At 48.3% G+C, this 13,059-nt stretch carries 12 protein-coding genes; 4 read left to right on the top strand and 8 right to left on the bottom strand.

Annotated elements, in window-relative coordinates; genetic code table 11:
• Window positions 1–33 precede the first annotated feature (33 nt).
• The 6 genes from ACSR9A_RS16140 to ACSR9A_RS16115 form a co-directional block, all read right to left on the bottom strand.
• A complete protein-coding gene (locus ACSR9A_RS16140; protein WP_473758264.1) occupies window positions 34–546 on the bottom strand; it encodes an SRPBCC domain-containing protein in 513 nt (170 codons plus the stop codon).
• Window positions 524–895 (bottom strand): ArsR/SmtB family transcription factor, encoded by a 372-nt coding sequence (locus tag ACSR9A_RS16135; RefSeq protein ID WP_473758263.1) that lies wholly within the window; start codon window positions 893–895, stop codon window positions 524–526. The genes ACSR9A_RS16140 and ACSR9A_RS16135 overlap by 23 nt, the downstream gene beginning before the upstream one ends.
• 246 nt (window positions 896–1,141) lie before the next feature.
• The gene (locus ACSR9A_RS16130) at window positions 1,142–1,957 is read right to left on the bottom strand and encodes a carbohydrate ABC transporter permease (protein WP_473758262.1); all 816 of its coding nucleotides are present in this window, start codon (window positions 1,955–1,957) and stop codon (window positions 1,142–1,144) included.
• A gap of 200 nt (window positions 1,958–2,157) precedes the next feature.
• Complete coding sequence (locus ACSR9A_RS16125) at window positions 2,158–3,030, bottom strand: carbohydrate ABC transporter permease (RefSeq protein ID WP_473758261.1); 873 nt, start codon at window positions 3,028–3,030, stop codon at window positions 2,158–2,160.
• Window positions 3,031–3,034: 4 nt separating this feature from the next.
• Entirely contained in the window at window positions 3,035–4,318 is a 1,284-nt protein-coding gene (locus ACSR9A_RS16120; protein ID WP_473758260.1) for an ABC transporter substrate-binding protein, read from the bottom strand.
• 36 nt (window positions 4,319–4,354) lie between these two features.
• A complete protein-coding gene (locus ACSR9A_RS16115; RefSeq protein WP_473758259.1) occupies window positions 4,355–5,551 on the bottom strand; it encodes an LLM class flavin-dependent oxidoreductase in 1,197 nt (398 codons plus the stop codon).
• 318 nt (window positions 5,552–5,869) lie between these two features.
• Here ACSR9A_RS16115 and ACSR9A_RS16110 point away from each other — a divergent pair, with 318 nt between their 5' ends.
• Both ACSR9A_RS16110 and ACSR9A_RS16105 read left to right on the top strand, forming a co-directional pair.
• Window positions 5,870–6,757, top strand: coding sequence for an AraC family transcriptional regulator (locus ACSR9A_RS16110; RefSeq protein ID WP_473758427.1), 888 nt, complete (start codon window positions 5,870–5,872; stop codon window positions 6,755–6,757).
• Window positions 6,758–6,869: 112 nt separating this feature from the next.
• On the top strand, window positions 6,870–7,274 hold the full coding sequence (locus tag ACSR9A_RS16105; RefSeq protein ID WP_473758257.1) for an IDEAL domain-containing protein: 405 nt from the start codon (window positions 6,870–6,872) through the stop codon (window positions 7,272–7,274).
• A gap of 1,054 nt (window positions 7,275–8,328) precedes the next feature.
• On the opposite strand, the gene ACSR9A_RS16100 is transcribed toward ACSR9A_RS16105, so the two are convergent.
• Window positions 8,329–10,347 (bottom strand): methyl-accepting chemotaxis protein, encoded by a 2,019-nt coding sequence (locus tag ACSR9A_RS16100; protein WP_473758255.1) that lies wholly within the window; start codon window positions 10,345–10,347, stop codon window positions 8,329–8,331.
• 170 nt (window positions 10,348–10,517) lie between these two features.
• Between ACSR9A_RS16100 and ACSR9A_RS16095 the strand changes: the two genes are divergently transcribed.
• A complete protein-coding gene (locus ACSR9A_RS16095) occupies window positions 10,518–11,003 on the top strand; it encodes an SRPBCC family protein (protein WP_473758254.1) in 486 nt (161 codons plus the stop codon).
• Between the two features lie 320 nt (window positions 11,004–11,323).
• A complete protein-coding gene (locus tag ACSR9A_RS16090) occupies window positions 11,324–12,544 on the top strand; it encodes an IS256 family transposase (RefSeq protein ID WP_473758252.1) in 1,221 nt (406 codons plus the stop codon).
• Between the two features lie 83 nt (window positions 12,545–12,627).
• Here the strand turns inward: ACSR9A_RS16090 and ACSR9A_RS16085 are convergent, their stop codons facing one another.
• Window positions 12,628–13,044 carry a hypothetical protein gene (locus ACSR9A_RS16085; protein WP_473758251.1) on the bottom strand — a complete coding sequence of 139 codons (417 nt, stop codon included), beginning with the start codon at window positions 13,042–13,044 and terminating at the stop codon, window positions 12,628–12,630.
• Window positions 13,045–13,059 lie beyond the last annotated feature (15 nt).

Genomic DNA, 13,059 nt, shown 5'->3' with positions numbered 1-13,059 from the left:
GCTTTATTTTTCAAAGCTATAATGACGTTACTTTTATTTCAGCTGTTCCAAGTATGCGACCAGGCGATCCGACGTTTCGCTAATGCCCTGCTCCATTCCCATTTCGACAACCGTTTTGAGTGCTTCCTCGGTTGGATAGCGGGTTACGCTCACGAACTTGGTTTTGCCATCCTCCGTCGCTTCGAACGTAATGGTAATGTCACCAGACGGCATGTCCTCGGATTCATTGCCCTCGGCATCGGAGAAATAGTCGACATAGGCTATTTTTTCATTCGTTACAATTTCCTTATATACGCCCTTGCCCCACGATTCAAAACCGTAAAAGTCCCCTTGGTTCTCGTCTACGCATTTCATGCAGTAATGCCATACGCCGCCTGGGCGGAAATCTACTGTGCAAGCTGATAAAATCCAGCCGTTCGGTCCCCACCAATGCTTCAAATGCTCTGCCGTCGAATGCGCTTCAAACACAAGTGTATGTGGTGCATCAAAAATCCGCTCCATCGTAAGTACCTGTCCTTCAACCTTAAAGCTTAATTTGTTCGTCATTGTGATTGCCTCCCGAATGTTCGTTTGTTTTGCATTCCCGTTCCTTCAACTGCTGCAAGTAAATATCCAATTTGTCGAACCGCTCGCTCCATAGGCTGCGATACGTTTCCAGCCAGCTGTCCATCTCTTGGAGCGGCTCCACTCGAAGCTTGTAATAACGGCGATTGGCTGCTGCCTGCACCTCGACGAGCCCTGCTTCCAGCAAAATACGCAAGTGCTTGGAAGCTTGAGGCTGACGAATGTGAAGACGATCCGCAATTTCTCCGACCGTCAAGGAACCGTCCACGAGCAGCTCCATGATCCGTAGACGTGTCGGGTCGGATAATGCGCCGAATGTCGTAGCATCCATAAAACCGCGTCCTTTAATGGCGCTGTTAAAATCAAAGGGAAGTCAGCGCTATGAAGGTGCTTTCGTTTCCCTGAATTGAATATACCACTAAGGGAATATTCCCGTCAAGGAATAATTAAAAATCAGCCGAGCATGATTGGCATACTTTAATTTTGCACAAAAAAAGCCGCTAACAAGCATAAAACTTGTTACCAGCTCATTTATAAAGAACAAAAAGGAGCTGCACCCTCGCGGCGTGCGCTCCCTCTATCCCTTCAATGCTCCGGCAGCCATGCCGGAAATAAAATACCGTTGCAGCAGTAAAAATAAAATCAGCATCGGCAGCGAGATCAATACTACTCCGGTCAGAAGCCCCGGATAATTGGTCGAATATTCGCCCTGGAATTGCAAAAGCGCTAAGGGCAAGGTCATTTTTGCCTTATCCGTCAGCAGCAGCATCGGGAACAGCAGATCATTCCAGACGCTCACGAGCAGAAAAATAGCCGTTGCCGCAAGCGACGGCGCTGACAGCGGCAGTGCAATTTGGCTGTAAAGCCGCCACTCCCCCGCGCCATCCATGCTGCCTGCCTCGAACATTTCCTTCGGCAGCGCTCGCATAAAGCCCGTCAGCATAAATACCGCTACCGGCAGCAGCATCGAAACGGTTACCAATATGAGGCCAAACCGGCTGTTCATCAGCCCTAAATCGCGCATAAAGGAATAGATCGGAATCATGTTCACCTGCGCTGGAACCATCAGCCCCATAAGAAAGATGCCATAAAGGATAAGTCCTAGCCTATTAGCAACCCGGTAGATGCCATATGCTATCATGCTCGACACGATGAGCTCCAGAACAACCGTGCTGAAAGACACCGTTATGCTATTGCTGAAATAAGACAGCATCGGCTGGCTGTCAAATAGATGGCTGTAGTTTTGCAGGGTGAACGAGCTTGGAATACCGAGCGGACTCGCATAAAACTGCTGCTGGTCTTTGATCGTCGTCACAATCAGGAAAAGGAGCGGCAGCAAAATAATAATGGCGAAGACAAGCAGAAACAAGCGCCCTGCTATTCGTAACAGCATGCATCCATGCCTCCTTTCTGATCATTACGCAAGGTGAAACGGCTGCCCTCCGTCCTTTGGCGGCGCGGCGCGTTTCAGTCCGAGAAATATAAGCCGATTGATTTATAGGTGTAAAACTTATAAATGCTTATATTTCAAGTTAAGGTCCTATCTTCAAGCCGCCTTCTTCGCAGTGCGTAGAGACAGCTTGAAAATACGGCCTAATAGGAGACGCGATTCGCCCGCAGCGCTCTGAATTGCAGAAACGTAATGAAGGCAATAATAAACAGGAAGTAAATCGAAGCCGCGGACGCTTGGCAAAACTTATAGTTCTGGAACGCCGCCGAATAAATGTACGTGGACAAAATTTCCGTCGCATAATTCGGACCGCCCCGCGTTGTGACGAAGATCAGATCAAACGCCTTAAAGGACTGAATCGTCGTATAAGCAACAACAATCGTCGCCGCTGGCGCAAGCAGGGGCCAAGTGATCCGGCGAAAAATAGCCCATCTGCCGCCTCCGTCCAGCTTCGCCGCCTCATACAGCTCCTCCGGAATCGCATGCAGGCCAGCGATAAATAAAATCGCCATCTGCCCAATATGCGCCCAAGCCTGAACAGCAGCAATGGAATAGATCGCAAGCGACGGATTGCCAAGCCAATTATTCGCAAGCGCTGACAATCCGAGCATCCGAAGCAGCTCATTGAGCAGCCCCAGATTCGGGTCGTAAACATAAGCAGCGATAAATCCAACAGCGGCAGACGATAATATCGTCGGGAAGAAATACAGCGCCCGCAGCGCAACCGTCGTTTTTTTATTTTTTGTCAGCAGCAGCGCTACAATGAGGGATACGAGCGTCTGCACGACCACAACCGACAGCATAAACCGCAGGTTGTTGCCAATCGCTTTTTTGAAAATAATGCTGTCTGCTACCGTCTTGTAATTATCCAGACCGACGAAGCTTGACGTGTCCGACATGCCGTCCCAATCCGTGAAGGAATTGTAGAAGCCGGACAGTGTCGGATAGAGGAAGAAGACAGCATAGAGCAGCAGCCCCGGCACAAAAAAGAAGTATATCGTCTTCCGCACAGCCATCAGACTATGGCTTCAGCTGCTGGTCCACAATCGCTTGCGCGCTGCTGGCAGCCCCTTCCGCTGAATCGCCGGCAATGACCGCTTGAATGGAGCCGGTAACCGCCTTCTGAATTTCAATATTTGTAATGAGATAACGAGGCTGGAAGCGCGTTTTCTTATCGGCCCAGCCGCTGATGACCTGCAGCGCAGGACTTGTATATTCGATATCCTTAACCGGAATGTTCTGGTTCGCCGCATTCGCAACCTTGCCCGCTACTTCTTTTTTGCTCAAATAGGAGATGAATGCTTTGGCTTCCTCCGGATGCTTCGACTTGCTGTTAACGCCAAGCATGAACGTCGTCGTATGAATGCCCTCATAAATCGCTTGATCCGCAGGCACGGTAATTGGAGCGAGCAAATCCAGCTTCAGCTCAGGGTTAGCCTTTAATACGGCTGCAATGGAGTATGAACCCGTTGCCAGCATCGCCGCTTTTCCTTGTGAAAAGAGAGCAATCGCTGCATCCGTATTCGTACCTAACGAATCAGGCTGGAAATAACCTTTGTCGTTCAGTTCTTTGAACTGCGACAGTGTTGTGGTCCACCATTCATCCGTAAGCTTGGTTTCGCCCTTCTCAAGCTTCTGGAACACCTCTTCATCCGGCGCATTGTTCATCATCATCGGGTTCATAAATTGGCCTGGGCCAATATCGGCGCCCGGGAAGGCGATGGGAATAATGCCCTTGCTCTTAAGCGTTTCGCTTGCGGCAAGGAAGCTGGCCCAATCCTTCGGCGGGGAAATGTTGTATTGCTCAAACAGGCCGACGTTGTAAACCGGAATGTTGTACACGAGAGAATATGGCAGCGCATATTGCTTGCCATCCTTCGCTCCGGATTTAATCAGCTCCGGCACGAATGCTTGGACGAATGCTTCATTCGTTAAATCGGTGTACAAGCCTGCTTTGGCAATCGATTCGAACTGCGCGCCCGGGAAGGATGCGAACACGTCGCCTACAGAGCCGTCCAGCAGTTTAACCTGCGCTGTCGTCTGATATTGCTCAGACGGGAACGTCTGCATGGACACTTTGATGCCTGGATTTTCCTGCTCAAAATCTTTAATAATCTCGTTCCAGATCGGCACATCGCCCTGCCAATGGATAAAGCTGATCTCTACGGACTTGCCCGCTCCACTGTTCCCGCCGGATGCGGCATTGCTGGTCTCGGCTTCGCCGCCATTGCCGCCGCAAGCTGCCAAGATGAGTGTAAGCAGCAGCAATACGGCTGCGGAAAAGGAATATTTTTTATTGATCATGAATTTAAAAACCCTCCTGTCATCTACTATAAAAATTTACGCCTTTACTTCGCGTCTGCTCGCCCATTTCTGATGAAACAACGGCAATGCTTCTTTGCCGAAGCTTTCCGCCTCCTCCAGATGAGGGTAGCCCGACAATATGAATGAGGATATGCCTAGCTCGGCGTATTCAATTAATCGTTCCGATACTTGGTCGGCCGTGCCCACAATCAGGATCGCACCACCCGAACGGACTAGCGACAGGCCTGCCCACAGGTTCGGTCCTACAACAAATCGCTCATCCTTGAACTGCTCGCGCAGCTTGTTCTGCCGGCGCTGGTTCGTGGCATCTGTCTTGGCAAAAGCTTTTTGCGCCTGCTCAATCGCTTCAGGCGACACCTTGCTAATAAGCTCCCATGCCGCAGCCCATGCCTCTTCCTCTGTATCGCGCACCAATACTTGCGCCCGCAGCCCGAAGCGGACCGGACGATCAATTCCCGTCTCCTCGCGGTACTGGGCACGGACGGTTTCAAAATCCTCGATCTGCTCGCGAATCCAGTCATGCGGCTCTCCCCACATTAAATACGTTTCAGCGAATTCAACCGCTACGCGTTTCGCTGATGGGGAGCTGCCGCCGAGGTAAAACGGCGGATGCGGCTTCTGTACCGTAAGCGGCGTCGTTACCGCACGGGTGAACTGATAATATTTCCCGCTGAAGGGCTGCTGCTGATTCAACTGCTTCTCCCTAGCCTCTTCGCTGCCGACGAATTCAGACGCTTTAATGCCAGCCGATTGCGTCCACGCCTGCTGCATGACGGCCAAATATTCACTGGCGCGCTCGTAGCGTTCATCATGCGCATGGGCAAGCGGATCGCCCAGCTCCTCCAAATCCTGCACTGAGCTTCCCGTTACGACGTTAATCATCGCGCGTCCGCCGGATAATTGATCAAGCGCTGCTCCCATCCGGGCCGACAGCACCGGAGTCACGAGGCCAGGACGTACCGCCACGAGCGGACGAAGCGTCGTCGTATGGCTCATAATAGCCGAGCCGACAACCCAGGCGTCCAAGCATGGACCGCCCGTCGGGATCAGTACGAAGCCGAGGCCTGCTTTTTCAGCCGTTTGAGCCACATTAATTAAATACTCCAGCGTAGGTTCCCTCTCCGATGCTACGCCTACGTAGCTGCCGTCTCCCGCCGTAGGCAGAAACCAGCCAAACTCTATCTCTTTATGATCATTAAGATTACTCACCATTTTGTTCTCCTTTACGGGTATGTCGCTGAAGCCGTGAGCAGCCCGTATCTCCAGTTCGTCTGGCAGATGCTTATGGTACATCCGGCTGTCCGGTCAATAACCAACAAGTTTAGTAGGAATAGTTGTATTTGCATCATAACAATCAACCGTTAGCGGGTCAATGTCATTTCGCGGCGTATTAAACTTGTCATTTTGTGACGTTGAATCATTTGCTATACTGAGGAAGGTTATCTATTTTCACAGCACTAGTTAAGTAAAACTAGAATAATAGATTGTAGGACAAGCACGTTTAAACATGGAAAAAAGGGGGTATTAATGATGAGACCGAATATGCGTGAGGACCATCATGAATGGCTGGAAATCTATCATTTCACGCCTTCTGCTTTCGAGAAATCGGGAGCCGCATGGCCGATTCGGGTCGGGACGAATATCGCCAAGCCGAATTATCATATCGGCCCACGCGTGGCGCCTTACTATTATTTGCTAGGCGTGCTGGAGGGGCAAGGAACGTTCCTTCAGGGCAACATGGCGTACACGCTGCGGCCAAATGATCTGTTCTGCCTATTCCCGCAGGTTACCCATGAATATTTCACCTTGGCGGAGGAGCCGCTGCACAAAATCTTTTTTGCATTTGACGGCAAGAAAGCGCTTCAGCTATTGGCTCGGCTCGGGCTTGGCCCGCAAACGCCTCATGCACCCGGCGCACTGACACCACAGGCTGCCGAGTTTATGCAGCAGCTTTTGCAGCTCGTCAGCCACTCTGGTTCGCCAAATACCGATCTGGCACGGCTGAGCCTTTTTCACCGTATATGGGATGAGCTTGTATCCTCCGCTTCTCCTGCTGTTCCCCGCGACCATCGCAGTATTGGCTGGCTGCAAAAGGGGCTGGAGTATATGGAGATTCATTATGCGGAGGGCATTACCGTGGAGAGCGTCTCAAGCTACGTCGGGGTAAATCGCACGCATTTCACTAAACAATTCAGCAAAGCATACGGCATAACACCGGTCCAATACATCCAGCAGTTAAAAATGGGAGAAGCAACGCGGCTTCTGGCGCAAACCAGCTATACGTTATCGGAAATCGCCAGCTCCATCGGCTTCCCCGACCTCTTTTCTTTTTCCAAAGCGTTCAAGAAAAATATGGGGGTTGCGCCCAAGCAATACCGCTCTCAGCTCATCAGCGGGCAAACAGAGAGCAACGATTGACAGCTGTAACTGTATAAATTATAATTACAGTATTATCATTGTTAAATTGTAATGGATTTTGAAACAAGCAGGCATAATTGCAGGTTCCATTAAACGACAGGTGGTGACTGGAATGATTAATGAGATGATAATTAAACCGGGCGACTGGATGAACGGAACGACTGGAAATGGCGAGCTAATGCTCGGCTTTGTAGAAAGCGTTGATGCTTCCCACGGCACGGTACGGCTATATGTAACGGCATGCGACAACGAGCTTGCCATCGGCAGAACGATTACACTTGCGGCATCACAGGTTAATTCACTGCGTTCGTCACCGCTGTATACGGTGCAGCAGTTGACGCAGCTGATCGACCTGGCGCTTGCGACGAACGATGAAGCTTGGTTTAATGAGCTTTCGGCCATGCTCGTCACTTTGAACAATGGCAAATTGCCGCAGGACAGCTCCCTGCCAAACGCCCATACCAAGATTTTCAACCGTCTGGGCATTTCGGTTAATGGAGAAGCGAACGGCTTGTAACACATAGAGGTAAAAAAGTTCATCGTCGGCGCTTGCGTGCCGGATGAAGATGGAGATGAAGCGTTCCTTCGGGGACGCTTTATTTTTTTTGGAATGTGGCACGGTTTGTGGGGAACGATTGGGGTGAGCTATAGTATCGGCAGGATCAGCGGTATCGGCGGCGGATTTCATGATTAATTTGGGGTTGTATTGTTTTCTGCCATCCCTTACGATGAGAGAAATAATATAAGTGAAGCAGGTAAAGTAAATATACAAAGGACTGGTGCGAATGTGAAGCTCCCATGAAATCCCTGGGCGATTCGCACCTCGAATTTTGTCGAAAACGACTCATTTTCATGAGAATGGGTAAAAGTCAACATTTGTTTCAGACTTTTTTAGCATTACTTATTTTGAAAATGTACCAGACGAATGCCTGCCCGGCATCATTCATGGGCATTTTCGCTGTCGCACTCCGTATGGGGTGCGTGGATTGAAACTCCACTACTGGTTTTGACCAGGCGTATGTTCATGTCGCACTCCGTATGGGGTGCGTGGATTGAAACAGCCGAAGGCTGGAGCCCAAAGATGCCCGCTTTCCAGTCGCACTCCATATGGGGCGCGTGGATTGAAGTTGCCTAACCGCACCTATTTTTTCATACGCAAACAGTCGCACTTAAATAGATTTGGCGGACACAGCAGCAGCTATTTAGACAGAATCACGGGTTATGGTACAGGCTGCGGACTCAGGAGACGTTAATGTGCTGCAGATGATCAATTTGACGCAATAATGAGGGCAATAGCGGCTTTCCTGTCCGCTTACGGTCTAAATTCAGTTTAAAAGCCTAAATAGCGGAAACTCAGTCCTTGAAAAAAGAGTGAGTTGCCTGAGCCGCGTACTCTTAGCAAAACTCGCAGGCATTGAGAGCTCGAAAGTTATACCGATTACTTGCTCCATCAACAAAAACCGTTCCTTTCGTTAATAGCAGGCTAAGCTTGCCTTTAACAAAGAAACGGTTTTTGTCGTTTTACCTATTATCTTTTACCTTTTAGCTCTCACCTTTTACCGATCAACCTGCTATAGCTTAAACTGATCAATTTGCGTGCGAAGCTTCTCTGCCATGTTAGCGAGCTCCGCCGAGGAGGAAGCGACTTCCTCCATTGATGCCATTTGCTGCTGCGCGGCAGCCGAGACATTTTCAGATTCAGCAGCGGTTTCGCTGGCGGAATCGGCAATATGACGAATGGCGTCAACCAAGCTTCCTGTACCAGAGACGATTTCCTCAGCTGCGGTCGAAACACTTCGAATGCTGTCTGCAACCTGTTCCACAGATGAGCGAATGTGCGTAAATAGCTCATTCGCCGCTTCTCCGGCTTGTTTGCCTTGGGCTGCTTGCTCAACTGTCTGTTCAGACGCGTGAAGGGTCCGCTTAATCTCAAGCTGAATGCTGCCAATGAAGCCGGCAATTTGCTCTGCGGATGCCATCGACTGTCCAGCCAGCTTCCGAATTTCATCAGCAACGACAGCAAAACCTCGCCCAGCTTCACCAGAGCGCGACGCTTCAATCGCCGCATTCAAGGAGAGAATATTCGTCTGGCGAGCGATGTTGCTAATGCTGCCTACAACCTCGCCAATTTTAGCGGACAAGCCGCTAAGATCTTGAATCGTGCCAGACAACTCGCGAATGCCGAGCTCCATCTCATCCATTTTTCCACCAAGCTGATTCATAGCGGCTGAGCCATCTGTTGCCAGGGTAGAGGCCTCAGAGGCAATGGCTGATACATCTGAGCTATGTGCAGCAACACCGTTAATTTGCACAGCAATATTTTCCGCTGCATCGCTGCCATCTTGTACGCTAGACGTTTGCCGCTCCGAGCTTTCGGCCACGACCAAAATAGCCTCGGAAATGCTCTGCGCTGCATGAGCACCTTGATCAGCACCTGCCGCAAGCTGCCTCGCAGACTCCGTCAATTGCTCGGATAAGCCTGCAACGCCCTTCATTAATTGATGCATTTGATCTCCTGCTGCATTAAAAGCATGAAGAGCCACGCTAATATCGTTTTTGCCTTTGGTCGGAATGCGATACGTGAGATCGCCTTGTGCCAGCAGATCAATTCCGTGTGTCAATTGACGGATAGGATGCACAATTCTGAGCGCTATCAAAATGCTGAGCAGCAGCGCCCCCACAATAATGATCAGCCCTACGATTATTATGAGCTTCAGCAAATCATTAACCGATTTTAAAAACTCGCTTTCATGCACATAGGTGACAACGATCCAATTGAGATCCGTTTTAGTTAAATAGGATAACTGGTCGACCCCTGATTCATGGAAATGAATGGCCTTGTAATTACCCTGAAGCGCATCAGCGAATCCTTCATCCAGTACAGGGTTGTTCAAATCGGCAATCTTATTGTTTAAAATAAAAGACTCATCCGGAAAATAAATAAATGTTCCATCCGCAGTCGTCATAAGCGCTCTTCCCGTCTCGCCTTGCTCAAAACGGGCAATGTTATCAACTACCTCACTAATCGGATATCCTGCTGTATAAAAGCCAACGGGCTGGCCATCCTTCATTATAGGAGCACCAATAGCAACGCCAAGCTGATTATCTACTTTAGAAATAATCGGGTCAGAGACGTAAGCGCGTCCTGCCTGAATCTCTTTTACATAGGGACGCTCAGATAAGTCATATTCCTTGCCAGTCGAGTCTATTGCAAGCTTTCCCGTCGTATCAGCCGAATACAAAATCGTTGTGAATTCAGGATGCAGCTTCTGTGACTTGGCAATCAAGTCCATATGCTTCTGTTTGTCATCGCCCAGCTCCGCTCCTTGCTCCGCAAGCATTTTAATGATGGTCTGCTTCTCTTTCATTCTGCTGTCAACTTCCTTGGCCAGTAGCCTCGTATTCAACTCCATTTGCTTCTCCGATTGGCTCCTGACCTCATTAGAGGTGGGAGTATAAAACGTAAACGACAGTACCGAAACACAGACAATGACGATAAGCAATGTAGATAGTACAATTCGCCCGGCTGTCTGACGGAGGGAACAGAATGTGAGTAGGGCGCGAATAAAACGCGAGTTTTTTAAAGCCATGAGCTATCCCCTTTTTTGAAAAATGATTATTGTTTAGTAACTATATCGGTAAAAGCATGAGACTTATTAATCAGTCCGACACTTTTTCGACAAATTTCTACCCGCTTGTTCGATTGCAGCTCTATATCCTCCCAATAAATACCATTTTATTAATAACGGAGGAATTTCTAATGTCGCAAAACCATTCAGCCAGCAGCACTACTACAGCGGTCAATGGGCCGGAGCTTACCGTGACCAGGCTATTCAAAGCATCCCGTGAGCTTGTATTCAAAACTTGGACAGAGGCCGTGCATTTGCAGCAATGGTGGGGACCCGAAGGCTTTACCATTACAATCCAGCAGATCGATGTAAGGCCGGGCGGAGTATGGAGCTACATCATGCATGGCCCTGACGGTGTTGATTATGATAATAAAATTTCACACCTTGAGGTTGTAAGCCCCGAGCGGCTCGTTTACTCCCATGGCGATCATGAGGATGCCGAGTACTTTCGGGTAACGGTTACGATTGCGGAACAAGATAGCGAGACCGAGCTGGCCATGCGCTCACTGTTCAAATCTGCGGAGGAATTAGAGAAAGTGGTCAAAGAATATGGAGCTATCGAAGGCGCAAAATCGACGCTTGAGCGTCTTGCGCAGCAGTTGGCGACGTTGGTTTAGAGACAAACAGACCCCTAAAATTCTAACAGAAAAAACAGGTCAATTATGTTGGTATCTGACCATAATCAACCTGTGCGATATAGTTTAATAGCGTTATTTCGTGTATAATCTTCAACCTTTTTTTGTCCGTACAAACAAAAAGAAGAAGTCTTTATATGGCTATTACATGCATTAAGTGTGTTATTGGTTAAATAATGAGTTCATTCAGCACTCGGTAACCCCACCAATAAAGAAACCTTGAAAGAGTCTGTAAAATATTCTGTGTAAACTCTCAAACCCGATTACAATAGAAGAAAGGCTGGTTTGAGAGGATGGCACCGATGGCGAGATTCAATAAGGAACAAGTGAAGGCATTTGTGAAGGAAAACAACCTCAAAACGATGGAAGATGTGCAGTCGGCATTGAAGGAGCTATTTGCAGAGACGCTGCAATCCATGCTGGAGGCTGAGCTGGATACGGAGCTCGGCTATGAGAAGCATGATGTGAAGAGCAAAACAACACGTAATAGCCGTAATGGGAAAACGAAAAAGACGGTAACGAGCGAGTACGGCGAAATGGAGATAGCCGTCCCTCGTGATCGTCATGGCGAGTTTGAGCCCGTGATTGTGAAGAAGCACCAATCAACCGTCACCGGTATTGAGGACCAAATCATCGCGATGTACGCGAAAGGTGTCAGTACGAGGGATATCCAAGATCACCTCCATCATCTGTACGGAATAGACGTCTCTCCAACCATGATTTCAAACGTGACGAACAAAATCGTCCCCCTCATTAAAGAATGGCAGAATCGGCCGTTGCAGGGCATCTACGCGGTCGTATTTATGGATGCGATTCATTACAAAGTGAAACAAGACGGAGCCATTGTGAACAAGGCCGCCTACATGGTTATTGGCATCGATTTAGAAGGCAACAAGGACGTATTAGGCATGTGGATTGGGGAAAATGAGTCCGCTAAGTTTTGGCTCAGTGTCTTAAACGAGCTTAAAAACCGTGGTGTACAGGACATTCTAATCACCTGTGTGGATAACCTCACGGGCTTCTCTCAGGCGATCTCGGCCTGTTATCCGAACACCGAGATTCAGAAATGTATCATTCACCAAATCCGCAATTCCATCCGTTACGTCTCGTACAAGGATCTAAAAAAGGTAACCGCTGATTTAAAGCCGATCTACAAAGCGGTAACCGAAGAGGCTGCTCTGCTCGAATTAGATCGCTTTGAAGAACAATGGGGAAGCAAATATCAGCTCATGGTGCGCTCTTGGCGTACCAACTGGGATGAACTCGCCACCTATTTTAAATATCCACCTGAGATTCGCAAACTCATTTATACGACCAATATGATCGAGAGTTACCACCGTCAGCTTCGGAAAGTGACAAAGGGAAAAAGCATTTTCCCCACCGACGAGTCCCTCCTCAAAATGCTTTATTTGGCGACGATGGACGTTACCCGAAAGTGGACAGGGCGTGTGCAGAATTGGGGACAAATGCTCCTCCAGCTCTCCGTCTTTTTCCCTGAACGGATCAGTCAGCACCTCCGTTAACTTTTGCTTCAACAGAGTTTACACAAAATTGTTGACAGACCCCCTTGAAAGGCATGAAGCCAATCAAGGTATGGAACGCAAATTTACGAATGGATTTTTAAAAGGAAATCTTGAAGCATATTTTTCACTGGTAAGCTCGAAGTATGCAAGAATAAGTTATTAACACGTTGTAGTATTATGGGATTATCTAATATTATCTTCTTACTTTCTTTATTTGTGAAACTTCTTAGTGTGTCAATGCATATCTCGAATAATTCGACATCATTAGTACTCAGCAATGATATTAAAATGTTAAGTTCAAATATATTGCACTCATTATCTAAACAATAGGCTAATTTTCTTTGCCATTGTACTGGTTTACTTAGTACTTTATTAGATAATTCATCCCAATCACTTGAGCAAAATTCTGCAAGTATCTCGTTTGCAATGACACAGCCATCATCGTACCAAGAATCTACTGTTGTATCAGCAGATAATAGGTTATCTAGTTCTTTGTACATATATATTGCCTCCAC

This window comes from Paenibacillus sp. R-74696 (assembly GCF_055814915.1).
Note: the sequence above shows the minus strand (reverse complement) of the source record. Positions and strands in the feature narration are given on the sequence as shown.

Coding starts and splice junctions, on each gene's coding strand:
- ACSR9A_RS16090 (WP_473758252.1), top strand. CDS start 11,324: ATGGCGAGATTCAATAAGGAACAAGTGAAGGCATTTGTGAAGGAAAAC.
- ACSR9A_RS16115 (WP_473758259.1), bottom strand. CDS start 5,551: ATGGTGAGTAATCTTAATGATCATAAAGAGATAGAGTTTGGCTGGTTT.
- ACSR9A_RS16085 (WP_473758251.1), bottom strand. CDS start 13,044: ATGTACAAAGAACTAGATAACCTATTATCTGCTGATACAACAGTAGAT.
- ACSR9A_RS16095 (WP_473758254.1), top strand. CDS start 10,518: ATGTCGCAAAACCATTCAGCCAGCAGCACTACTACAGCGGTCAATGGG.
- ACSR9A_RS16130 (WP_473758262.1), bottom strand. CDS start 1,957: ATGCTGTTACGAATAGCAGGGCGCTTGTTTCTGCTTGTCTTCGCCATT.
- ACSR9A_RS16125 (WP_473758261.1), bottom strand. CDS start 3,030: ATGGCTGTGCGGAAGACGATATACTTCTTTTTTGTGCCGGGGCTGCTG.
- ACSR9A_RS16140 (WP_473758264.1), bottom strand. CDS start 546: ATGACGAACAAATTAAGCTTTAAGGTTGAAGGACAGGTACTTACGATG.
- ACSR9A_RS16105 (WP_473758257.1), top strand. CDS start 6,870: ATGATTAATGAGATGATAATTAAACCGGGCGACTGGATGAACGGAACG.
- ACSR9A_RS16120 (WP_473758260.1), bottom strand. CDS start 4,318: ATGATCAATAAAAAATATTCCTTTTCCGCAGCCGTATTGCTGCTGCTT.
- ACSR9A_RS16135 (WP_473758263.1), bottom strand. CDS start 895: ATGGATGCTACGACATTCGGCGCATTATCCGACCCGACACGTCTACGG.
- ACSR9A_RS16110 (WP_473758427.1), top strand. CDS start 5,870: ATGAGACCGAATATGCGTGAGGACCATCATGAATGGCTGGAAATCTAT.
- ACSR9A_RS16100 (WP_473758255.1), bottom strand. CDS start 10,347: ATGGCTTTAAAAAACTCGCGTTTTATTCGCGCCCTACTCACATTCTGT.